Source organism: Cupriavidus sp. IDO (assembly GCF_000812465.1).
Taxonomy (GTDB): Bacteria; Pseudomonadota; Gammaproteobacteria; order Burkholderiales; family Burkholderiaceae; genus Cupriavidus.
The window spans coordinates 23,008-42,840 of the sequence record NZ_JWMA01000002.1; the positions used below are offsets into that span (position 1 = coordinate 23,008).

Below are 19,833 nucleotides of genomic sequence, written 5' to 3' on the forward strand. Positions count from 1 at the left end.
GTGGTCATGCCGTAAAGAGGGGGTATCCGGTCTTGCGCAGCATGGTGGTCAGCGCGATCAGGGGCAGGCCGACCAATGCCGTCGGGTCGTCGGATTCAACGCGGGACAGCAGGGCAATGCCAAGCCCCTCCGACTTGGCGCTGCCGGCGACATCGTACGGGCGTTCGAGATGCAGGTAAGCGTCGATTTCGGCATCCGTCAGATCGCGCATCGTCACGCGGGTCTGGACGTCGGCCAGTTGCGATTCGCCGGTCCGGCTGTCCAGGAGGCACAGTGCCGAATGGAAAGTGGCGGTGCGTCCGCGCATCAGCTGCAGCTGCGCCAGCGCTTTTTCATGCGAGCCGGGTTTGCCCATCTGCCGGCCCTCGAGCGTCAGCACCTGGTCCGAACCGATCACCAGCGCGCCAGGGTGGCGTTGCGCGATGGCCTCGGCCTTGCGCAGGGACAGGCGCAGGGCGGTGGCGTCCGGGTTTTCGTTCTCAAGCGGCGTTTCGTCGATATCCGGCACGGCCACCTCGAAGGGGATGCGCAGGCGTTCCAGCAACTCGCGGCGATACGGCGAACTGGAGCCAAGGATCAAAGGTGGACGTGGGTGTGAGGACATAAGTGATTGAAGCGGAACAGGAAAGGGATTGGCTTGCGCAGGCAAAGCCTTTGACCTCGGAGCGATTTTCGTCGTACAATCGCGCGTTTAGCCGCATCCGTATCTAGGCACCGTGCAGCCAGCAATGCTGTCCGAATGCCTCTCTCGCGGGAAATGTGGCGAACCAAGCATGATCTGCGACATGACTCAGCCGATTGACCTGCGCGAGCTTGATCTCTTCGCTTTCTGCCGGAAGGGCGAAAGCGCGGCCGGCGAAGTGGCGACGCGGGATTTGCCGCGCATCTTAGCCGAGACGGCCGCAGATGCGCCAGCCTCGGCGCCCGGCGAGATGTTTGCCTATAAGGCCAGCGGCTTTATGCGCGAGGAGGCGGCAGAGCCGGGCGCTCCGGTGACGCAGCGCCTGTTCCTGGATCTGGATGTGGACGGGCGCGTGTGGCTCGACTGCCAGCGTTGCCTGCAGGTCTACGCCGAGCCCATCGGCACATCGATGCGATTCGAGGTCATGGCGAGCGAAGAAACGGCCGACGCCGCGCCAATGGACGATGACGAAATCGACGTGATCGTCGGCTCGAAGCGCTTTTCGCTGCTGGAACTGATTGAAGACGAGGTGCTGCTGGCATTGCCTGTGGCACCCAAGCACGCCGTCTGCCCGGCGGTTCACGAAAGCCTCGTGACCGGTGCGGATGGCGAGGTGGAGCCCAAGGCGCCGCCAGAGGAAGAAAAGCGGCCGTCGCCCTTTGCGGCGCTGGCCGGCCTGAAGACGAAGCACTGAAGCCGACTGGCGGCTGACGGCAGCGTTTTGCAGGTGTGGTTCAAGCATCCGGCCGGGCCCCGGCTACGCCTTGCGCGGGATGCGTGTGTTAATATTGAAAAATTCTCGAAGGAGTCATCATGGCTGTTCAACAGAACAAGAAGTCGCCGTCCAAGCGCGGCATGCACCGTTCGCACGATCATCTGTCGGCTGCACCGCTGGCCGTTGAGCCGACCACGGGCGAAGCCCACCTGCGTCACCACGTGAGCCCCAACGGCTACTACCGTGGTCGCAAGGTCATCAAGACCAAGAACGACTGACAGCTTCGTTCGGCGTGACTTTGCGTCTCGCTCGCGCATGCTTGTAGGTCAGACACAAAAAAGCGGCAAAATCGTTGCCGCTTTTTTGTTGGGCGCTCGGGCCTTACACCGGGTGCAGCTTGCGCGGATGCGTTATCCGTATCAGGAACAATGACGATCAAACTCGCTATCGACTGCATGGGTGGCGATCACGGCGTGTCCGTGACGGTGCCCGCGGCGATCAGTTTTCTTTCCCGCAATGACGACGCCGAGATGGTGCTGGTAGGTCTGCCAGACGCCATCCGGGCGCAGCTCAAGAAGCTGCATGCGCTGGACCATCCGCGCGTGAGTATTGTCGAGGCAACCGAGGTCATCACCATGGATGACCCGGTCGAAGTGGCGCTTCGCAAGAAGAAGGACTCCTCGATGCGGGTGGCTGTCACCCAGGTCAAGGAAGGCCTGGCGGGCGCCTGTATTTCGGCGGGCAATACCGGTGCGCTGATGGCGGTCTCGCGCTATGTGCTGAAGACCCTCGAAGGCATCGAGCGGCCGGCGATCGCCACTACCATTCCCAACCAGCAAGGCTGGGGCACCACGGTGCTCGATCTCGGCGCCAATGCCGACTGCGAGCCGGAGCATCTGCTGCAGTTCGCCCGCATGGCTGAAGCCATGGTGGCCGTGGTGGATCACAAGGATCACCCGACGGTGGGTCTGCTGAACATCGGCGAAGAGGTCATCAAGGGCAACGAAGTGGTCAAGCGTGCTGGCGAGCTGCTGCGTGCCTCGGAGCTGAATTTCTACGGCAACGTGGAAGGCAACGACATCTTCAAGGGCACGACAGATATCGTGGTCTGCGACGGTTTTGTCGGCAATGTGGCGCTTAAGAGCACAGAGGGCCTCGCCAAGATGATCGGCAGCATGATCAAGGAAGAGTTCACGCGGTCCTGGTTCACCAAGCTGCTCGCGGCGGTTGCGATGCCGGTGCTGTCGCGCCTGGCCAAGCGCCTGGATCCCGCGCGCTACAACGGTGCTTCGCTGCTGGGGTTGCGCGGACTGGTGATCAAGAGCCACGGTTCGGCCGATGCTCACTCTTTTGAGTGGGCGATCAAACGCGGGTATGATGCCGCCAAGAATGGCGTCATCGCACGCATAACAAGGGCATTTGCCGACAAGTCCAGCGCCGCCGGCGCTGTGCAGGCTGGCCCGGAGACAGATGCGCCGGACCCGCATCCCAGCACCCATGCCGCCTGACCGCCGGGCGCGAGCCTGAAGCGGGCGCCCACGGGCAACACGATCCGACATTACATGACCAAGTTCGCAAAAATCATCGGTACCGGGAGCTACCTGCCCCCGAGGCGTGTCACCAATCACGATCTGGCGGCGCAGCTGGCCGAGAAGGGGATCGAGACCAGTGACGAGTGGATTGTCTCGCGCAGCGGCATTTCGGCGCGCCATTGGGCCGAGCCGGATGTGACCAGCAGCGACCTGGCAGTCAAGGCGGCCGAGCAGGCCATCGAGGCCGCCGGCATCGACCGTCAGAGCATCGACCTCATTATCGTTGCCACGTCCACGCCCGACTTCGTGTTCCCCAGCGCGGCGTGCATCGTCCAGCAGAAGCTTGGCATCACCAACCAGTGCGCGGCGTTCGACCTGCAGGCGGTGTGCTCGGGCTTCGTCTATGCGCTGGCCACGGCGGACAAGTTCATCCGCAGCGGTTCGCATCGCAATGTGCTGGTGATTGGCGCCGAAGTGTTTTCGCGCATCCTCGACTTCAATGACCGCACCACCTGCGTGCTGTTCGGCGACGGTGCCGGCGCGGTCGTGCTGTCGGCCTCGGACGAGCCCGGCATCCTGTCGACGGCCATGCATTCGGATGGCAGCCACGTCGATATCCTGTGCGTGCCGGGCAATGTGTCGGGCGGCAACATTACCGGCAATCCCTTCCTGCACATGGATGGCCAGGCTGTCTTCAAGCTGGCCGTGAACGTGCTCGACAAGGTCGCGCGCGAAGCAATGACTGCCGCCGAAGTATCGGCCGAGAACATCGACTGGCTGATTCCTCACCAGGCCAATATCCGCATCATGCAAGGCACGGCCCGCAAGCTCGGCCTGCCGTCGGAGCGCATGGTGGCGACCGTGCACGAGCACGGCAATACCTCGGCCGCGTCGATTCCGCTGGCGCTGGATGTGGCGGTTCGCGACGGGCGCATCCGCCCGGGCCAGACCGTGCTGATGGAAGGCGTTGGCGGCGGCTTCACCTGGGGTGCAGTCCTGCTCCGCATGTAAGATCCAGCCGGCGTTGCGCTGGAGTTGCCGCGCCGGCGTCCGGTATTCATATCTAGGATTCCATCTCGATGAAATTCGCTTTCGTATTTCCCGGCCAGGGCTCGCAGTCGGTCGGCATGCTCAACGCATTCGCCGACAATGCCGTCGTGCGCGCCACCGTGGAAGAAGCCTCGGCCGCGCTTGGCCAGGATCTTGGCCGCCTGATCGCGGAAGGTCCGGCTGAAGAACTGAACCTCACCACCAATACCCAGCCTGTCATGCTGACGGCCGCCGTCGCGATCTATCGCGCCTGGCTGGACGCAGGCGGCCCGGCCCCCGCGCTGGTGGCCGGCCATAGCCTGGGCGAGTACTCGGCGCTGGTCGCCGCCGGCGTGATTCCGTTCGCCGAGGCCGTGCCGCTGGTGCGCTTCCGCGCGCAGGCCATGCAAGAGGCGGTGCCGGTGGGCGAGGGCGCCATGGCCGCCATCCTCGGCCTGTCCGACGATGACGTGCGCGCTGCCTGCGCCGAGGCTTCGGCTGTTGGCGTCGTCGAGGCCGTCAATTTCAACGCGCCGTCGCAGGTCGTGATCGCTGGCCAGAAGGCCGCGGTCGAGAAAGCCTGCGAAGTGGCCAAGGCAAAGGGCGCCAAGCGTGCGTTGCCGCTGCCGGTGTCGGCGCCGTTCCATTCGTCGCTGCTGAAGCCGGCTTCGGACCGCCTGCGCGAGCGCATGGCCAGCCTGGCTTTCGTGGCGCCTTCGATTCCGCTGGTCAACAACGTCGACGTTGCCATCGTCAACGATCCGGCTGCGATCAAGGATGCCCTGGTGCGCCAGGCCGCGGCGCCGGTGCGCTGGGTCGAGTGCGTGCAGAAGATGGCTGCCGAGGGCGTGACCCACGTCATCGAATGCGGTCCGGGCAAAGTGCTCGCAGGCATGACCAAGCGCATTGACGGCAATCTGACCGGTGGTGCAATCTTCGATCCGGCTTCGCTGCAGGAAACCCTGGCGCTGCTGAAGTAAGGAAGGACGGACACTCGCAATGACTAAACTTCTGGAAAACCAGATCGCGCTCGTCACCGGTGCCTCGCGCGGCATCGGTCGTGCCATTGCGCTGGAACTGGCCCGCCAGGGTGCCCTGGTGGTCGGCACGGCGACCAGTGAATCCGGCGCGGCAGCGATCAGCGAATACCTTGCTGCCGAGGGCCTGAAAGGTAACGGCGCAGTGCTCAACGTCAACGATCCGGCGCGCTGCGACGCGCTGGTGGACGAGATCGTGAAGACGCACGGAAGCATCGGCGTGCTGGTGAACAATGCCGGTATCACGCAAGACCAGCTCGCCATGCGCATGAAGGATGACGACTGGGGTGCTGTCATCGAGACCAACCTGACCGCGGTGTTCCGTCTGTCGCGCGCCGTGCTGCGTCCGATGATGAAGGCCCGTGGCGGTCGTATCATCAATATCACGTCAGTGGTTGGTTCCGCGGGCAACCCGGGCCAGATGAATTATTCGGCGGCGAAGGCGGGCGTGGCGGGCATGAGCCGTTCGCTGGCGGCCGAGATCGGCAGCCGCAATGTCACCGTGAACTGCGTCGCGCCCGGTTTCATCGATACTGACATGACGAAGGCATTGTCCGAAGAGCAGCATGCGTCGCTCAAGTCGCAGATCCCGCTCGGACGACTGGGCCAGCCGGAAGATATCGCGCATGCGGTGGCGTTCCTCGCCGGCCCGCAGGCGGCGTACATCACTGGCACGACGTTGCATGTCAACGGCGGCATGTACATGAATTAATTGTCTTTCCGACGGGCTGGTTTCGATGGAGAAGCCAGCAGAAGCCGTCTGAAGCTGTAGTTTTTTAAACCAATCGGGCGCGGTTCTTGCAATGGATGGCCGGCGGCATTTTTAAGCCCCAAACCTGCTAAAATGCGCCCACTTTTTGTCGAACTTCCCTGGAGGGTTACATGGACAATATCGAACAACGCGTCAAGAAAATCGTGGCAGAACAGCTTGGCGTGGCCGAGGCAGACATCAAGAACGAATCCTCGTTCGTGAACGATCTCGGCGCGGACTCGCTGGACACGGTGGAACTCGTGATGGCGTTGGAAGATGAATTCGGCATGGAAATTCCCGATGAGGAAGCCGAAAAGATCACGACCGTGCAGCAGGCAATCGACTACGCCACCGCGCACGTCAAGGCCTAAGCCTGTCGTTTCTGAATTCCGAGCCACAGAAGGCAGGTGGGCGGGCCGTTTGGCCGCGCCTTGCTGTTTTCTGTGGCTTTCGTCTGTTCGAAGAAGCAGAATTGGATGGATCCCCCCGGGGCAAGCGCGAGCGTCGCGATTCCGGTGGCGGGATAGCTGTTCTTTCCGATCCTGCATCACGCACCCGTAGGAAATCATAGTGAGCCGTCGTCGCGTCGTCGTCACTGGGCTTGGCCTTGTGTCTCCGGTCGGAAACACGGTTGCCGAAGGCTGGGCCAACCTGGTTGCCGGCAAGTCCGGCATTGCCACCATCACCAAATTCGACCACTCCGCGCTTTCCGTGCACTTCGCCGGTGAAGTGAAGGGCTTCAATGCCGAGGACTACATCCCCGCCAAGGAAGCCCGCAATATGGATACCTTTATCCATTTCGGCATCGCGGCCGGTACGCAGGCCCTGAAGGACAGCGGGCTGGACGTGACCGAAGCCAATGCCGAGCGCATCGGCGTGCTGGTCGGCTCGGGCATCGGCGGCCTGCCGATGATCGAAGACACCCATGCCGTGCTGACCGAACGCGGTCCGCGCCGCATTTCGCCGTTCTTCGTGCCGGGCTCGATCATCAACATGATTGCCGGACATCTGTCGATCATCCACGGCATCAAGGGCCCGAACCTGGCTGCCGTGACGGCCTGCACCACCGGCCTGCACAGCATCGGTTTGGCCGCCCGCCTGATCCAGGCCGGCGATGCCGACGCCATGCTTGCCGGCGGCGCCGAATCGACCGTTTCCCCGCTGGGAATCGGCGGTTTCGCTGCCGCACGTGCGCTGTCGACCCGCAATGACGATCCGGCTGCGGCCTCGCGTCCGTGGGACAAGGACCGCGACGGCTTCGTGCTGGGCGAGGGCGCCGGCGTGATGATGCTCGAGGAGTATGAGTCGGCCAAGGCTCGCGGCGCGCGCATCTACGCCGAGCTAATCGGCTTTGGCATGAGCGGTGATGCCTACCATATGACCGCGCCGAACATGGACGGCCCGCGCCGCTGCATGGTCAACGCGCTCAAGGATGCCGGCATCAGCGCGGACCAGGTTCACTACCTGAACGCCCATGGCACGTCCACGCCGCTGGGCGACAAGAATGAAACCGATGCGATCAAGGCCGCATTCGGCGACCAGGCCTACAAGATGGTGGTGAACTCGACCAAGTCGATGACCGGCCACCTGCTGGGCGGTGCCGGCGGCCTGGAATCGGTCTTCACGGTGCTGGCGCTGCACAACCAGGTGTCTCCGCCGACCATCAACATCGACAACCAGGATCCCGAATGCGACCTGGATTACGTGGCCAACACGGCGCGTGAAATGAAGATCGATGTGGCAGTGAAGAACAACTTCGGCTTCGGCGGCACGAACGGCACACTTGTCTTCCGTCGCGTCTGATCCGTTGTTACGGCGAGCCCTTTGCGGGCTCCGCCGGAGCAGGGTCCATCCGTTGCGGAGGGCCCTGCTTGTGTTCTGTGCCTGCGAAATCGCGGCTTTCGTCTTGCTGGCGCGGGAATGGATGGATGCCGGGCTGCGTCATCCGCAAGGCTCTTCGCCGACGTATGCGGGACCGGCTGGGCTGCTTGTCGTGCTTGCCCTTGCCGTGCTGGGTGCCTGGCCGGCCGTGTGGCGGGCCAGCGGCAGCTTCTGTTCCGGACTGTTGCCGGTTTCTGATTTGCATGGCCGTCCGCGAATCACGGTCACTCTGCCAGGTGGGCAAGACTCCGTGGCTACCGTCATGGCCTGCTGGGAACTTGGGGCGCTCACGATCGTTGCGCTTACCGGTGGCGGCAGGAAAAAGATTCCGAGGCTTCTGATTCTTCCCGTGCAAGCTGCGACGCCGGAAATGCTTCCGGGGTTGCGCCGTGCCGTCAGGGTTGCACAACGGGTGCAACCAGAAGCTTGATTCAGGGAACGTTATTGTTAACTAGCGGTCACAGAATGCGCTTTACCGCACCGGGTGAAGCGCGATTCGTAGGTAAAATACAACGTTCGTCGTGACGACCAAACCAAGAGATACACTGCAGGTGAGCCATACGTGAGCGAACGCGAAGCCGATCAGCTCCTAGTTGAACGCGTCCAGCAGGGCGACAAGCGGGCCTTTGAATTGCTGGTGGCGAAGTACCACCGCAAGATCATTCGCCTGATTTCGCGCCTGGTGAGGGACCCCGCCGAAGTCGAGGATGTGGCGCAGGATGCCTTTATCAAGGCCTATCGCGCCTTGCCCCAGTTCCGCGGGGAGTCGGCCTTCTACACGTGGCTGTACCGGATCGCCGTCAATACGGCCAAGAATTACCTCGCCACCCAGGGCCGCCGGCCTGAAGCGTCAAGCGACATCGATGCGGAAGAGGCTGAAACTTTTGCGGACGGTGAGCAACTAAGGGATATCAATACGCCGGAGTCCATGCTCCACACGCGCCAGGTTGCCGAAACCGTCAACCGCGCCATGGAGGCACTTCCGGAGGAACTACGCACCGCCATTACCCTGCGCGAGATCGAAGGCCTCAGCTATGAGGAGATCGCGGAGGCAATGGGGTGCCCCATCGGTACGGTTCGCTCGCGGATCTTTCGTGCGCGCGAGGCGATTGCCGAGAAGTTGCGCCCGCTGCTGGGAACAGCAGAGGGCAAGCGGTGGTAGTTGATGAATGTCGTATGGCCAGCGTTGCAGCCAATTCCTGCATCGATAAACGACAGGTAGTGACGGGATTGTCGATGTTCAATGGAATTTCTTGGGGTGGGAAATGGGTCAGGCTCATAAGCAGTCGGTTCATGTAGTGGAAGCAGCGGAGCAGATCTCCGTTTTGATGGATGGCGAGCTGGCGCCACAGGAAGTCAACGCAGTGCTGGAGCTCGCGAAGAGCGACGCGGGCATGACGAACTGGACCGCGTTCCAGTTGATCGGCGACACCCTGCGTTCGGAAGAACTGACGCACGCAGGTTCGACGGCCGATTTCCTTTCCCGCTTCTCCGCGCGCCTTGAAAGCGAACCACATGTACTCGTACCTGCCGTGGCGCAGGCCTCCGGTGGCCGCCAGCGTATGCTGCTGAAGCCCTCGTGGGTGCGCCGCGTGATGCCGGGCACGGCCATTGCCGCCGCGGTGGCTGCGGTCAGCTGGGTCGTCGTGCCGCAGATGCGCGGTCCTGCCGATCTCGGTACACCGGACGCCGTAGTGGCGCGTGCCGAACAACCTGCGGCGGCCAAGCCCGGTGGCATTGTTACCGTAGCAGCCGACAACGCGCAGATGATTCGTGATCCCCGTCTCGACGAATACCTGCGTGCGCATCGCACGTCGGTGGCAACGGATGCATTTGTGCCCACGATGCGTACTGTCGCCAACGGCGCAAACTTCTCTCAGGACAATTCGCAGGAATAATGCCGGACATGCATAAAGGATGGTCGCCCGCCTATGTAGCGGGCGCCCAGAGAATTGGGGCCCTTCGCAGGTCCTTTTTTCTGGCCTTGTGTCTGACTGCTGCCGCGGCGACCGCGCAGCCCTCGGACAGTACGCTGAACCGACGTGATGCCACTGCCTGGCTGAACAAGATTCATCGTGCCGCGCAGCGCGAGAATTATGTCGGCACGCTGATCTACCAGCGCGGCAGCGTGATGCATGCCTCGCGAATCCAGCATTACAGCGATCTGGTGCAAAACGAATACGAGCGCCTTGAGACGCTCGACGGCAAGCCGCGCGAAGTCCTGCGCCAGAACGATGTTGTTCACAGCCTGATTCCGGAAGCCAAGCTTGTTGTGGTGGAGAAGCAGGAAGCCAAGGACCGCTTCCCGGCGCTGCTTGCTACCAGCAAGAGCGATGTGCTGGATCTCTACGACATGCGCAAGCTGCCTGGCGAACGAATTGCCGGCGTGGAGTGTGAAGTCTTTGCACTGGAGCCGCACGACGCGGCACGCTATGCCGTGCGCCTGTGGGCGGAGAAGCATTCCGGCCTGCTGATGCGCGCGCAGACCATCGGCGAGGGTGGCAAGGTGCTGGAGCAGGTCGCATTCTCGCAAGTCGAGATTGGCGTGCCTTCGGAAAAGCAGCGCATTCTCGGTGCGATCAAGAACTCGAGTTCCTGGAACCACTACGAGGTTACCTACCAGCCGACCAATATTGCCGACGAAGGCTGGTCGATTGTGGTGCCGCTCAAGGGCTTCCAGAAGATCCGCGAAGTCCGCCGCCCGCTCGGCGAATTGCGCGCGCCGTCACAAGGCAATGCGCGCGGACAGGTCTTTGAAGTCCTGCAGGTTGTCTACAGCGACGGACTGACTGGCCTCTCGATCTTCATTGAGCCCGTTTCCGAGCAGCGCACGCGCCGCGAAGGCGTGGCGGCGCTCGGCGCCACCCAGGTTGTGGTCCGTCGGATTGCCGATTACTGGATTACCGTCGTCGGTGAGGTGCCGGCGAGCACGGTCAGGCAGTTCGCGACGGCCGTGGAATACCGCCCTCCCAAGGCGGTACACTGAGCACGACGCAAGTGCCGGGAGCGGGGCTTAACGCCCTGCTTGCCCGATGAGCCGTGCGCACAGAATCCGCAGGATTATTCCCCAGTCGGTTTTCCCTTCATTCGCTGAACCCCGGGAGTTGTCGATGACTTCTAGATCTCCAGCCCTGGCGCGCGCCCTGGTCATGGCTGCCATATTGGTACTCGGCCCGACCGTAGCCGAACTGGGCCACGCCCAGGCTGCCGCCTCGACTTACAACCTGCCGGATTTCACCGATCTGGTGGAAAAAGCCAGTCCCGCCGTGGTCAATATCCGCACCACCGAACGCGTGCGTTCGCGCGGCAATGGCACCCCCGACGATGATGATATGGCCGAGTTCTTCCGGCGCTTCTTCGGCGTGCCGATGCCCGGCGCCCCGGCGCCCGGCGCGCCGCGCCGCGGCCAGCCGCCGCAAGGGGAAGAGCAGAGCCGCGGCGTTGGCTCCGGCTTCATCATCAGCCAGGACGGCTATGTGATGACCAACGCCCATGTGGTGGCGGACGCCGAGACCATCTACGTGACTTTGCCGGACAAGCGCGAGTTCAAGGCCAAGCTGATCGGCTCGGACAAGCGGACCGACGTGGCGCTGATCAAGATCGAAGCGACCGGGCTGCCGAGGCTGCCGCTGGGTGACTCTGACAAGGTCCGCGCCGGCGAATGGGTGCTGGCGATCGGCTCGCCGTTCGGGCTCGACAACAGCGTCACGGCCGGCATCGTATCGGCCAAGGGGCGTGATACCGGCGACTACCTGCCGTTCATCCAAACCGATGTGGCGGTCAACCCGGGCAATTCGGGCGGGCCGCTGATCAACCTGCGCGGCGAAGTAATCGGCATCAACTCGCAGATCTACAGCCGCAATGGTGGCTACATGGGGATCTCGTTCGCAATTCCGATCGACGAAGCCATGCGGGTGACCGAGCAGCTCAAGACCAGCGGCAAGGTCACGCGCGGCCGCATCGCCGTGGCAATCGGCGACGTCACCAAAGAAGTGGCGGACTCGCTGGGCCTGGGCAGGGCGCGCGGGGCGCTGGTCGGCAGCGTGGAACCGGGAGGTCCGGCCGAGAAGGCGGGCATCGAGCCGGGTGACATCATCCTGAAGTTCAACGGCCGGGATATCGAGAAAGCGTCGGATCTGCCGCGCATGGTCGGCGACACCAAGCCGGGCGCACGCGTGCCGCTGCAACTGTGGCGCAAGGGGGCGACCCGCGATGTGTCGATCACGGTTGCCGAGCTCGAGCCCGATGGCAAGGTCAAGGCGGCGCGCGGCAGCGGCACGCCGAAGGACGACAATGCGGCCCCGGCAGCCAAGCCCAACGCATTGGGCCTGATCGTCACCGATCTTGGCGAGGCGCGCCTGAAGGAGCTGAAGGTCAGGTCCGGCGTTGAAGTGGAAGTGGCCGACGGTCCCGCGCTGAAAGCGGGCATCCGCCCCGGCGACATCATTTTGCGGCTGGGTGATACCGACGTGACCAGCGCCCGCCAGTTCAACGACCTGGTCAAGGGCCTGGACAAGAGCCGCATCGCTGCCGTGTTCGTGCGACGTGGCGATGCCACCCAGGTACTGACACTGCGCCCGGGCGCCACCGCCAGCCGCTGATGCCCTGACATGAGCGAACTCACACTGTATGGCAGAAGCTACTGCCATCTGTGCGAGGACATGAAAGTCGCGCTGGAGCCGCTCCGGCGCGACTTTTCTTTTGTCCTGCACGAGGTCGACGTCGATGCTGATCCGGCGACCGAAGCCCGCTTCGGCGAGCTGGTCCCGGTGCTGATGCCGGGTTCGCCGGGAGCGTCGGAAGATGCGGGCGAAGCGCTTTGCCACTACTTCCTGGACGAAAGCGCGGTCCGGGTCTGGCTTCGGGCACATCAGGATGTCGGCGGGCAAGCCTGACAAGGCCTGCGGCAGCCTATTTCATGACACGGAAGTCATTGAAAATCCGGTAAAATTGCGGATTGGCGCAAAAATCGCGCCACCAACCTTCGACCTGCAGGCGCGCACCCGGAAGGGGCGGCGATCCAGGGTCGTTCACGAATTGCTTGTTGCTGCCCGGGCCAATACGCCGGCGCCTCCCTGAACACTAGATGGACCATATCCGTAATTTCTCGATCATTGCCCACATCGACCATGGGAAGTCCACCCTGGCCGACCGGATCATTCAGCTTTGCGGGGGCCTTTCCGATCGCGAGATGGAAGCGCAGGTCCTCGATTCGATGGACATCGAAAAGGAGCGCGGCATCACCATCAAGGCCCAGACCGCCGCGCTCAGCTACAAGGCGCGCGACGGCCAGGTCTACAACCTGAACCTGATCGACACGCCGGGGCACGTCGATTTCAGCTACGAAGTGAGCCGCTCGCTGTCCGCGTGCGAAGGCGCGCTGCTGGTGGTGGATGCCTCGCAGGGTGTCGAGGCGCAGACCGTCGCCAATTGCTATACGGCGATCGAACTGGGCGTCGAAGTGGTACCGGTGCTCAACAAGATCGACCTGCCGCAGGCCGATCCGGCTAACGCCATCCAGGAAATCGAAGACGTCATCGGCATCGATGCCCAGGATGCAACGCCGTGCTCGGCCAAGACCGGCCAGGGCGTGCAGGACGTGATCGAGGCGATGATTGCCAAGGTGCCGCCGCCCAAGGGCGATGCCGATGCCCCGCTGCAGGCACTGATCATCGACTCGTGGTTCGACAACTACGTGGGTGTGGTGATGCTGGTGCGCGTGGTCAACGGCACGCTCCGACCGAAGGACAAGGTCCTGCTGATGGCCACTGGTGCGCAGCACCTGGTGGAGCAGGTCGGCGTGTTCTCGCCGAAATCGATCCCGCGAGAGTCGCTGTCGGCCGGGCAGGTGGGCTTTGTCATTGCCGGGATCAAGGAACTGAAGGCGGCCAAGGTCGGTGACACGATTACCACCATGGCACGCAAGGCCGAGTCGCCGCTGCCGGGCTTCAAGGAAGTCAAGCCGCAGGTGTTCGCCGGCCTGTATCCGGTCGAAGCCAACCAGTACGAGGCGCTGCGCGAGTCGCTGGATAAGCTTCGGCTGAACGATGCCTCGCTGCAGTTCGAGCCGGAAGTGTCGCAGGCGCTCGGCTTCGGCTTCCGCTGCGGCTTCCTGGGCCTGCTGCACATGGAAATTGTGCAGGAGCGTCTGGAGCGCGAGTTCGACATGGACCTGATCACCACCGCGCCGACGGTGGTTTATCAGGTGCAGATGCGCGACGGCAGTGTGGTCACGGTGGAAAACCCGGCCAAGATGCCCGATCCGAGCAGGATCGAGGCGATCCTGGAACCGATCGTCACGGTCAACCTGTACATGCCACAGGAATATGTCGGCTCGGTGATCACGCTGTGCACGCAGAAGCGGGGTTCGCAGATCAACATGAGCTACCACGGCAAGCAGGTGCAGCTGACCTACGAAATCCCGATGGCAGAAATCGTGCTCGATTTCTTCGATCGCCTGAAGTCGGTGTCGCGCGGTTATGCATCGATGGACTACGAGTTCAAGGAGTATCGCCCGTCTGACGTGGTGAAGGTCGATATCCTGATCAACAGCGACAAGGTCGATGCGCTGTCGGTAATCGTGCACCGGTCCAATTCGCAATACCGCGGCCGCGAGGTGGCGGCCAAGATGCGCGAAATCATTCCACGTCAGATGTACGACGTGGCGATCCAGGCGGCCATCGGCTCTAACGTCATCGCGCGCGAGAACGTGAAGGCGCTGCGCAAGAACGTGCTGGCCAAGTGCTACGGCGGCGATATTTCGCGCAAGAAGAAGCTGCTGGAAAAGCAGAAGGCCGGCAAGAAGCGGATGAAACAGGTCGGTACGGTCGAAATTCCGCAGGAGGCATTCCTTGCCATCCTGCAGGTGGGCGACAAGTAAGCAGCTTAGGCAGCTTGGCTTAGGCAGGATAAGCAGGAGCGGGGCCATGCGCGGCGGAATCGCCGCGGTGGCAGGCAAACAGGCTGTACCAGGATTTCCAAGAACCAAAAGCCGTCATGAATTTTGCACTGATCCTTTTTGTGCTGGTGGTTATCACGGGCATCGCGTGGATCGCGGACAAGCTCGTATTCGAGCGGCAACGCCGCAGTTCCGCGCAGCTCGCGCTAGCTGAGTTCGATTCGCGCCAGTCAGACCTTCAAGGGCGTTTCGGCACCGCGGATATCGATTCGACCCGCAAGCGCCTGGCCGAAGAGAAGCTTCGTCAGCCGTGGTGGCTGGAGTATTCAGCCAGCTTCTTCCCGGTGATCCTGGCAGTGTTCGTACTGCGTTCGTTCGTGGTCGAGCCGTTCAAGATCCCGTCTGGCTCGATGATCCCGACGCTGCTGATCGGCGACTTCATCCTGGTCAACAAGTACGACTACGGTATTCGCCTGCCGGTGGTGAACAAGAAGATCATCGATGTCGGCGAACCGCAGCGCGGTGACGTGATGGTCTTCCGCTACCCGAAGGATCAGTCGCTCGACTACATCAAGCGCGTGATCGGGGTTCCCGGCGATGTGGTGCAGTATTCGAACAAGCGGCTGACCGTCAATGGCAAGCCGGCAGACTACAGCGCCTTGCCGGATTACCTCGACGAGGAGCGCCTGGCATATTCCAAGCATTTCCGCGAAAAGCTGCCCGGCGGCGTCGAGCATGGCATCCTGAACGATGCCGACCGCCCGGCCTTTGTCGCCGGTGCCGACCCGGATTTTCCGTTCCGGGAAAACTGCACTTACAATCAGCAGGGTGTGACCTGCAAGGTACCGCCAGGTCACTATTTTGTAATGGGTGATAACCGGGATAACAGCCTGGATTCCCGTTACTGGGGCTTCGTGCCAGATCAGAATGTGGTCGGAAAGGCATTTTTGATCTGGATGAACCTCGGCAATTTCGGACGCGTGGGATCATTTAAGTAAGCCCGCGCGGCGCAAGAACACTCCACAAGAAAGAGGGGAAGCGCAATATGGGTCAATTGAGGCAATCGGGAAAAGCGGGGAAGCCGGGTCGTGACAGTAGGGCCGCCGGCGCGCGTATTGGCATGCGCGGGCGGACACGAGGTTTTTCCCTCTGGACCTTGCTGGTGATCGTGGTGTTTGTCATTGGCGTGGCATTGCCGGCATTGCGGGCGATACCGAGCCTGACGGAATACTTCTCGGTCAAGCGCGCGGCGAGCTATGCCAAGCAGCGCGCCACCAACAAGCGTGAAGTGGTCGAGTATTTTGACAAACAGGCAGTCATCGACCGGATTGCCGCAGTAAAGGGCGAAGACCTCCAGATCCGGGAGGACGAGAACGGCACGATTCAGTCGGTCGATTTCTCGTACCGGACCGAGGTCCCCGTCTACGGCCCATTGAGTCTTCTGATTACCTATTCGGGAACGCAGCATTGATATGAACCTCGACGCCTTGCAGCAACGTCTCGGCTACCGATTCAGCAAGCCCGAATTGCTGCAGCAGGCGCTGACGCACCGCAGCCACAGCGCCCAGCACAACGAACGCCTCGAATTCCTGGGCGACTCGGTGCTCAACTGCGCCGTGGCGGACATGCTGTACGGCATGTTCGGCAAGCTGGACGAAGGCGACCTGTCCCGCGTGCGTGCCAATCTGGTCAAGCAGCAGGCGTTGTACGAGATCGCCCAGATGCTGCAGTTGTCCGATGTGCTGCGCCTGGGCGAGGGTGAACTCAAGAGCGGCGGATTCCGCCGCCCGTCGATCCTGGCTGACGCACTGGAAGCCATTGTAGGCGCCGTCTTCCTGGATGCAGGATTTGAGGCGGCCCGCACGCTGATCCGCAAGCTCTATATCCCGATCCTGGAGCAGGTCGATCCGCGCACGCTGGGCAAGGATGCCAAGACCTTGCTGCAGGAGTACCTGCAGGGGCACAAGATTGCCCTGCCGCAATATAACGTAATCGCCACTCACGGCGCCGCGCACAGCCAGCAGTTTGAAGTCGAATGCACGGTGCCTAAACTGGAAGTCCGGGTATTCGGCACCGGAGCCTCGCGCCGTGCGGCCGAACAGGCAGCGGCCAAGCTGGCCCTGGAGGAAGTCCAGAAGCTGGTGCCGCAACTGCTCAAGCGCAGCCGCGCCGAGCGCACGGGCAAGACCCGCAAGCAGCCGGTACCGCCGGACCCACAGTTGTCTCTCAGGTTGAAGGAATGACCGATTCGAACCATCCGCAGCAACCCGCGGCGGATACCCCAAGTACTACTGATGCAGCCTTTCGCTGCGGCACCGTGGCCATCGTCGGCCGTCCCAACGTTGGCAAGTCCACGCTGATGAACGCGCTGGTCGGCCAGAAGATCAGCATCACCTCGCGCAAGGCGCAGACCACGCGCCACCGGATCGTCGGCATCCAGACGACTGACGATGCGCAGTACGTCTTTGTCGATACGCCCGGCTTCCAGACCCGCCATGCGAGCGCGCTGAACCGCTCGCTGAACCGCGCTGTCACGTCGACGCTGTCGTCGGTGGACCTGGTGCTGTTCGTGGTCGAGGCCGGCTACTACGGCGCCGACGACGAGAAGGTGCTGTCGCTGCTGCCGAAGAACACGCCGGTGCTGCTGATCGCCAACAAGCTTGACCGGCTGACGGGCGAGAACCGCTCCGAAGTGATGATGCCCTTCCTGGAAAAGATGGGGCAGCTGTTCCCGTTCCGCGAAGTGGTGCCGATGGCAGCCAAGACGCGTGACCATATTGCGCGCCTGTTCGAGATCATCCGGCCGTACCTGCCGGAGGGCGAGCCGATGTACGACGCCGATGCGATGACCGATCGCAGCGAGCGCTTCCTGGCCTCGGAGATCATCCGCGAGAAGGTCTTCCGCTGGACCGGCGACGAATTGCCATACACCAGCACCGTCATCATCGACAAGTTCGAGACGGAAGGGCGCCTGCGCCGCGTGTTTGCCACCATCCTGGTCGAGCGCGACGCGCACAAGGCCATGATCATCGGCAACAAGGGCAGCAAGCTCAAGCAGATCTCGACCGAAGCCCGCCTCGACATGGAGAAGCTGTTCGACGGCAAGGTCTACCTTGAGATGTGGATCAAGGTGAAGAGCGGCTGGGCCGACAACGAAGCCGGACTGCGCGCCTACGGCTACGAGTGAGCAAGATGCCTGACATCGCGCGCGCGGCGGCTCCCAAGGCCCGCCGTGCCGACCCGGTGGTCGACGAGGCCGCCGAACTGCTCGACAGCCAGGCCTTGCCTGGCATGGCCGAGGCAGCCGGCCGCGCGATGATGGACCGGGCGCTGCGCATTGTCCCTGCACGCAGCGAAGTCCGGGTAGCCGACCAGCCGGGATTCGTCCTCCATGCCTGGCCGTATCGCGAAACCAGCCTGATCCTCGACGTCTTCACGCGCGACTACGGCCGCATGTCAATGGTGGCCAAGGGCGCCAAGCGCCCGCATTCGGCGCTGCGCGCGGTCCTGCAGCATTTCCACCCAATTTCCCTGTCCTGGAGCGGCCGCGGCGAGGTCAAGACGCTGACTCGCGCCGAGTGGGTTGGCGGCATGCTGCCGCTGTCGGGTGATGCGCTGCTGTCGGCGTTCTACCTGAACGAGCTGGTGATGCGCTTCTGTCCGCGCGAGGATGCGCACGAAACGCTGTTCCGGCACTACATGGCAACCGTGACGCGCTTGGCGCACGGCGAGCCGGCCGGACTGGTGCTGCGCAGCTTCGAGCGCGTGCTGCTGCAGGAAACGGGCTTCGCGGTGGCATTCGATCATTGCCTCAGTACCGGCGAGCGGGTCCTGCCGGGCCTCGACTACGTCTACCAGCCGGAGCGTGGCGTGCGCCGCGCGCATGCCAGCGATCCGTCGTCGTGGCCGGTGGTGTCCGGCCAGACGTTGCTGGACATGTCGCAGGACGACTACAGCCGCGCCCAGACCGCAGTGCAAAGCCGCGCCCTGATGCGGTTCCTGCTGCATTATTATCTGCAGGGTGCGCCGCTCAAGACGCGGCAGATCCTGATCGATCTGCACTACCTCTGATTCACCCATTCACTCCTGATCCTGCCGGCATGATCTTTCACGCAAATCCGGGCGTCATCGACCTTGGCGTCAATATCGACCACGTGGCGACCCTGCGCAACGCGCGCGGCACCGTCTACCCCGATCCTATCCAGGCCGCGCTGCAGGCAGAGCAGGCCGGCGCCGACCTGATCACGCTGCACCTGCGCGAAGACCGTCGCCATATCCGCGACGCCGATGTGCGCGCGCTGCGTCCGCAGCTGACCACGCGCATGAACCTGGAGTGCGCCATCACGCAGGAGATGCTCGACATCGCCTGCGAAATCCGTCCGCAGGACGTCTGCCTGGTGCCCGAGCGACGCGAAGAGGTCACGACGGAAGGCGGGCTGGACGTGGCAGGGCGCTTCGAGCAGGTTAGCGCGGCCTGCAGGCAGCTCGCAGATGCCGGCATCAGGGTGTCGCTGTTTATCGATGCCCAGGCCGATCAGATCGCGGCAGCTGCCGCGTGCGGGGCGCCGGTGATCGAACTGCATACCGGCCGCTACGCCGATGCGCACACGCCCGATGAGCAGGCCGTGGAGTTCCGCCGCATTGCCGATGGCGTCGATGCCGGCCTGAAGCACGGCCTGGTGGTGAATGCCGGTCATGGCCTGCACTACACCAACGTACAGCCGATCGCGGCGCTGCCGGGCATCAAGGAACTGAACATCGGCCATGCAATCGTCGCCCATGCGATCTTTGCCGGCTGGGAAAATGCCGTGCGCGAAATGAAGGCCATCATGGTGGCTGCGCGCCTTGGCACGCGCTATCCCGCAGCAGGCAAGCCGGCGTGATCTACGGCGTCGGCACCGACATCATCCAGATCGAGCGCGTGCAGGGCGTGATGGAGCGCACGCGCGGCCGTTTCGCGGAGAAGGTGCTGGGGCCGCAGGAGCTGGCAAAGTACCACGCCCGCAAGGCGCGCTCGGAGAAGCGCGGCCTTGCCTTCCTGGCGACTCGCTTTGCTGCCAAGGAAGCGTTCTCCAAGGCGATCGGCCTGGGTATGCGCTGGCCGATGACCTGGCGCGCCATGGAGTTGATGAACCTGCCGTCGGGCGAGCCGACGCCGGTCTGCCATGGCGAACTTGAGCAGTGGCTTCGGGAACGCGGCGTGACCGTGCGGGTCAGTGTCAGTGACGAGCATGACTATGCGGTTGCGTTTGCAATCGCCGAGCGGACCGGCGCCCCAGCCGGGCTGCAAAACCAAGCCTAATTTCAA

Annotated in this window: 22 protein-coding genes; 21 read left to right on the forward strand and 1 reads right to left on the reverse strand. The window is 63.0% G+C overall.

The annotated features are described in order from the left end of the window. Positions 1 to 4: 4 nt before the first annotated feature. A complete protein-coding gene (locus tag RM96_RS00645; RefSeq protein WP_039006596.1) occupies positions 5 to 604 on the reverse strand; it encodes a Maf-like protein in 600 nt (199 codons plus the stop codon). Positions 605 to 785: 181 nt separating this feature from the next. Here RM96_RS00645 and RM96_RS00650 point away from each other — a divergent pair, with 181 nt between their 5' ends. From RM96_RS00650 to acpS, 21 genes are all read left to right on the forward strand, one after another. Then, entirely contained in the window at positions 786 to 1,376 is a 591-nt protein-coding gene (locus RM96_RS00650; protein ID WP_039006766.1) for a DUF177 domain-containing protein, read from the forward strand. A gap of 119 nt (positions 1,377 to 1,495) precedes the next feature. Beyond that, positions 1,496 to 1,675: a 50S ribosomal protein L32 gene (gene rpmF / locus RM96_RS00655; RefSeq protein ID WP_017229329.1), complete on the forward strand. Its 180-nt coding sequence runs from the start codon at positions 1,496 to 1,498 to the stop codon at positions 1,673 to 1,675. Between the two features lie 150 nt (positions 1,676 to 1,825). Then, complete coding sequence (gene plsX, locus RM96_RS00660; protein ID WP_039006599.1) at positions 1,826 to 2,905, forward strand: phosphate acyltransferase PlsX; 1,080 nt, start codon at positions 1,826 to 1,828, stop codon at positions 2,903 to 2,905. 54 nt (positions 2,906 to 2,959) lie between these two features. Beyond that, positions 2,960 to 3,940, forward strand: coding sequence for a beta-ketoacyl-ACP synthase III (locus RM96_RS00665; protein ID WP_039006601.1), 981 nt, complete (start codon positions 2,960 to 2,962; stop codon positions 3,938 to 3,940). A 68-nt stretch (positions 3,941 to 4,008) separates the two neighbouring features. Beyond that, positions 4,009 to 4,938: an ACP S-malonyltransferase gene (gene fabD, locus RM96_RS00670; RefSeq protein WP_039006603.1), complete on the forward strand. Its 930-nt coding sequence runs from the start codon at positions 4,009 to 4,011 to the stop codon at positions 4,936 to 4,938. Positions 4,939 to 4,957: 19 nt separating this feature from the next. Then, positions 4,958 to 5,707, forward strand: coding sequence for a 3-oxoacyl-ACP reductase FabG (gene fabG / locus RM96_RS00675; RefSeq protein ID WP_039006605.1), 750 nt, complete (start codon positions 4,958 to 4,960; stop codon positions 5,705 to 5,707). A gap of 170 nt (positions 5,708 to 5,877) precedes the next feature. Further along, on the forward strand, positions 5,878 to 6,117 hold the full coding sequence (gene acpP, locus RM96_RS00680) for an acyl carrier protein (protein ID WP_008644813.1): 240 nt from the start codon (positions 5,878 to 5,880) through the stop codon (positions 6,115 to 6,117). 199 nt (positions 6,118 to 6,316) lie between these two features. Then, positions 6,317 to 7,549, forward strand: coding sequence for a beta-ketoacyl-ACP synthase II (gene fabF / locus RM96_RS00685; protein WP_039006619.1), 1,233 nt, complete (start codon positions 6,317 to 6,319; stop codon positions 7,547 to 7,549). 640 nt (positions 7,550 to 8,189) lie between these two features. Further along, positions 8,190 to 8,789, forward strand: coding sequence for an RNA polymerase sigma factor RpoE (gene rpoE, locus RM96_RS00690; protein WP_039006621.1), 600 nt, complete (start codon positions 8,190 to 8,192; stop codon positions 8,787 to 8,789). Positions 8,790 to 8,892: 103 nt separating this feature from the next. After that, positions 8,893 to 9,525, forward strand: coding sequence for a sigma-E factor negative regulatory protein (locus RM96_RS00695; protein WP_039006622.1), 633 nt, complete (start codon positions 8,893 to 8,895; stop codon positions 9,523 to 9,525). 8 nt (positions 9,526 to 9,533) lie between these two features. Continuing rightward, positions 9,534 to 10,613 carry a MucB/RseB C-terminal domain-containing protein gene (locus RM96_RS00700; RefSeq protein WP_039006768.1) on the forward strand — a complete coding sequence of 360 codons (1,080 nt, stop codon included), beginning with the start codon at positions 9,534 to 9,536 and terminating at the stop codon, positions 10,611 to 10,613. A 124-nt stretch (positions 10,614 to 10,737) separates the two neighbouring features. Next, positions 10,738 to 12,228, forward strand: a complete 1,491-nt coding sequence (locus RM96_RS00705; protein WP_039006624.1) for a DegQ family serine endoprotease — start codon at positions 10,738 to 10,740, stop codon at positions 12,226 to 12,228. A gap of 9 nt (positions 12,229 to 12,237) precedes the next feature. Further along, a complete protein-coding gene (locus RM96_RS00710; RefSeq protein ID WP_039006626.1) occupies positions 12,238 to 12,522 on the forward strand; it encodes a glutaredoxin family protein in 285 nt (94 codons plus the stop codon). 191 nt (positions 12,523 to 12,713) lie between these two features. Beyond that, on the forward strand, positions 12,714 to 14,507 hold the full coding sequence (lepA, locus tag RM96_RS00715; protein ID WP_039006628.1) for a translation elongation factor 4: 1,794 nt from the start codon (positions 12,714 to 12,716) through the stop codon (positions 14,505 to 14,507). A 116-nt stretch (positions 14,508 to 14,623) separates the two neighbouring features. Then, positions 14,624 to 15,523: a signal peptidase I gene (gene lepB, locus RM96_RS00720; protein ID WP_039006630.1), complete on the forward strand. Its 900-nt coding sequence runs from the start codon at positions 14,624 to 14,626 to the stop codon at positions 15,521 to 15,523. Positions 15,524 to 15,570: 47 nt separating this feature from the next. Continuing rightward, entirely contained in the window at positions 15,571 to 15,996 is a 426-nt protein-coding gene (locus tag RM96_RS00725) for a DUF4845 domain-containing protein (protein ID WP_443112232.1), read from the forward strand. Between the two features lies 1 nt (position 15,997). Next, the gene (rnc, locus tag RM96_RS00730; RefSeq protein ID WP_039006633.1) at positions 15,998 to 16,768 is read left to right on the forward strand and encodes a ribonuclease III; all 771 of its coding nucleotides are present in this window, start codon (positions 15,998 to 16,000) and stop codon (positions 16,766 to 16,768) included. After that, entirely contained in the window at positions 16,765 to 17,712 is a 948-nt protein-coding gene (gene era, locus RM96_RS00735; protein WP_039006634.1) for a GTPase Era, read from the forward strand. Before rnc ends, era begins: the two co-directional genes overlap by 4 nt. 5 nt (positions 17,713 to 17,717) lie before the next feature. Further along, the gene (recO, locus tag RM96_RS00740) at positions 17,718 to 18,596 is read left to right on the forward strand and encodes a DNA repair protein RecO (protein ID WP_039006636.1); all 879 of its coding nucleotides are present in this window, start codon (positions 17,718 to 17,720) and stop codon (positions 18,594 to 18,596) included. A gap of 29 nt (positions 18,597 to 18,625) precedes the next feature. After that, complete coding sequence (pdxJ, locus tag RM96_RS00745; RefSeq protein WP_039006639.1) at positions 18,626 to 19,408, forward strand: pyridoxine 5'-phosphate synthase; 783 nt, start codon at positions 18,626 to 18,628, stop codon at positions 19,406 to 19,408. Then, positions 19,405 to 19,827 carry a holo-ACP synthase gene (acpS, locus tag RM96_RS00750; protein ID WP_039006641.1) on the forward strand — a complete coding sequence of 141 codons (423 nt, stop codon included), beginning with the start codon at positions 19,405 to 19,407 and terminating at the stop codon, positions 19,825 to 19,827. The genes pdxJ and acpS overlap by 4 nt, the downstream gene beginning before the upstream one ends. Positions 19,828 to 19,833: the final 6 nt, after the last annotated feature.

Excerpts from the sequence above, each read along its gene's own strand:
- acpP (WP_008644813.1), top strand. The coding sequence starts at position 5,878 with ATGGACAATATCGAACAACGCGTCAAGAAAATCGTGGCAGAACAGCTT.
- fabG (WP_039006605.1), top strand. The coding sequence starts at position 4,958 with ATGACTAAACTTCTGGAAAACCAGATCGCGCTCGTCACCGGTGCCTCG.
- RM96_RS00650 (WP_039006766.1), top strand. The coding sequence starts at position 786 with ATGACTCAGCCGATTGACCTGCGCGAGCTTGATCTCTTCGCTTTCTGC.
- era (WP_039006634.1), top strand. The coding sequence starts at position 16,765 with ATGACCGATTCGAACCATCCGCAGCAACCCGCGGCGGATACCCCAAGT.
- RM96_RS00700 (WP_039006768.1), top strand. The coding sequence starts at position 9,534 with ATGCATAAAGGATGGTCGCCCGCCTATGTAGCGGGCGCCCAGAGAATT.
- lepA (WP_039006628.1), top strand. The coding sequence starts at position 12,714 with ATGGACCATATCCGTAATTTCTCGATCATTGCCCACATCGACCATGGG.
- fabD (WP_039006603.1), top strand. The coding sequence starts at position 4,009 with ATGAAATTCGCTTTCGTATTTCCCGGCCAGGGCTCGCAGTCGGTCGGC.
- RM96_RS00645 (WP_039006596.1), bottom strand. The coding sequence starts at position 604 with ATGTCCTCACACCCACGTCCACCTTTGATCCTTGGCTCCAGTTCGCCG.
- RM96_RS00665 (WP_039006601.1), top strand. The coding sequence starts at position 2,960 with ATGACCAAGTTCGCAAAAATCATCGGTACCGGGAGCTACCTGCCCCCG.
- lepB (WP_039006630.1), top strand. The coding sequence starts at position 14,624 with ATGAATTTTGCACTGATCCTTTTTGTGCTGGTGGTTATCACGGGCATC.
- RM96_RS00710 (WP_039006626.1), top strand. The coding sequence starts at position 12,238 with ATGAGCGAACTCACACTGTATGGCAGAAGCTACTGCCATCTGTGCGAG.
- rnc (WP_039006633.1), top strand. The coding sequence starts at position 15,998 with ATGAACCTCGACGCCTTGCAGCAACGTCTCGGCTACCGATTCAGCAAG.
- rpmF (WP_017229329.1), top strand. The coding sequence starts at position 1,496 with ATGGCTGTTCAACAGAACAAGAAGTCGCCGTCCAAGCGCGGCATGCAC.
- RM96_RS00695 (WP_039006622.1), top strand. The coding sequence starts at position 8,893 with ATGGGTCAGGCTCATAAGCAGTCGGTTCATGTAGTGGAAGCAGCGGAG.
- plsX (WP_039006599.1), top strand. The coding sequence starts at position 1,826 with ATGACGATCAAACTCGCTATCGACTGCATGGGTGGCGATCACGGCGTG.
- RM96_RS00725 (WP_443112232.1), top strand. The coding sequence starts at position 15,571 with ATGGGTCAATTGAGGCAATCGGGAAAAGCGGGGAAGCCGGGTCGTGAC.
- RM96_RS00705 (WP_039006624.1), top strand. The coding sequence starts at position 10,738 with ATGACTTCTAGATCTCCAGCCCTGGCGCGCGCCCTGGTCATGGCTGCC.
- recO (WP_039006636.1), top strand. The coding sequence starts at position 17,718 with ATGCCTGACATCGCGCGCGCGGCGGCTCCCAAGGCCCGCCGTGCCGAC.
- pdxJ (WP_039006639.1), top strand. The coding sequence starts at position 18,626 with ATGATCTTTCACGCAAATCCGGGCGTCATCGACCTTGGCGTCAATATC.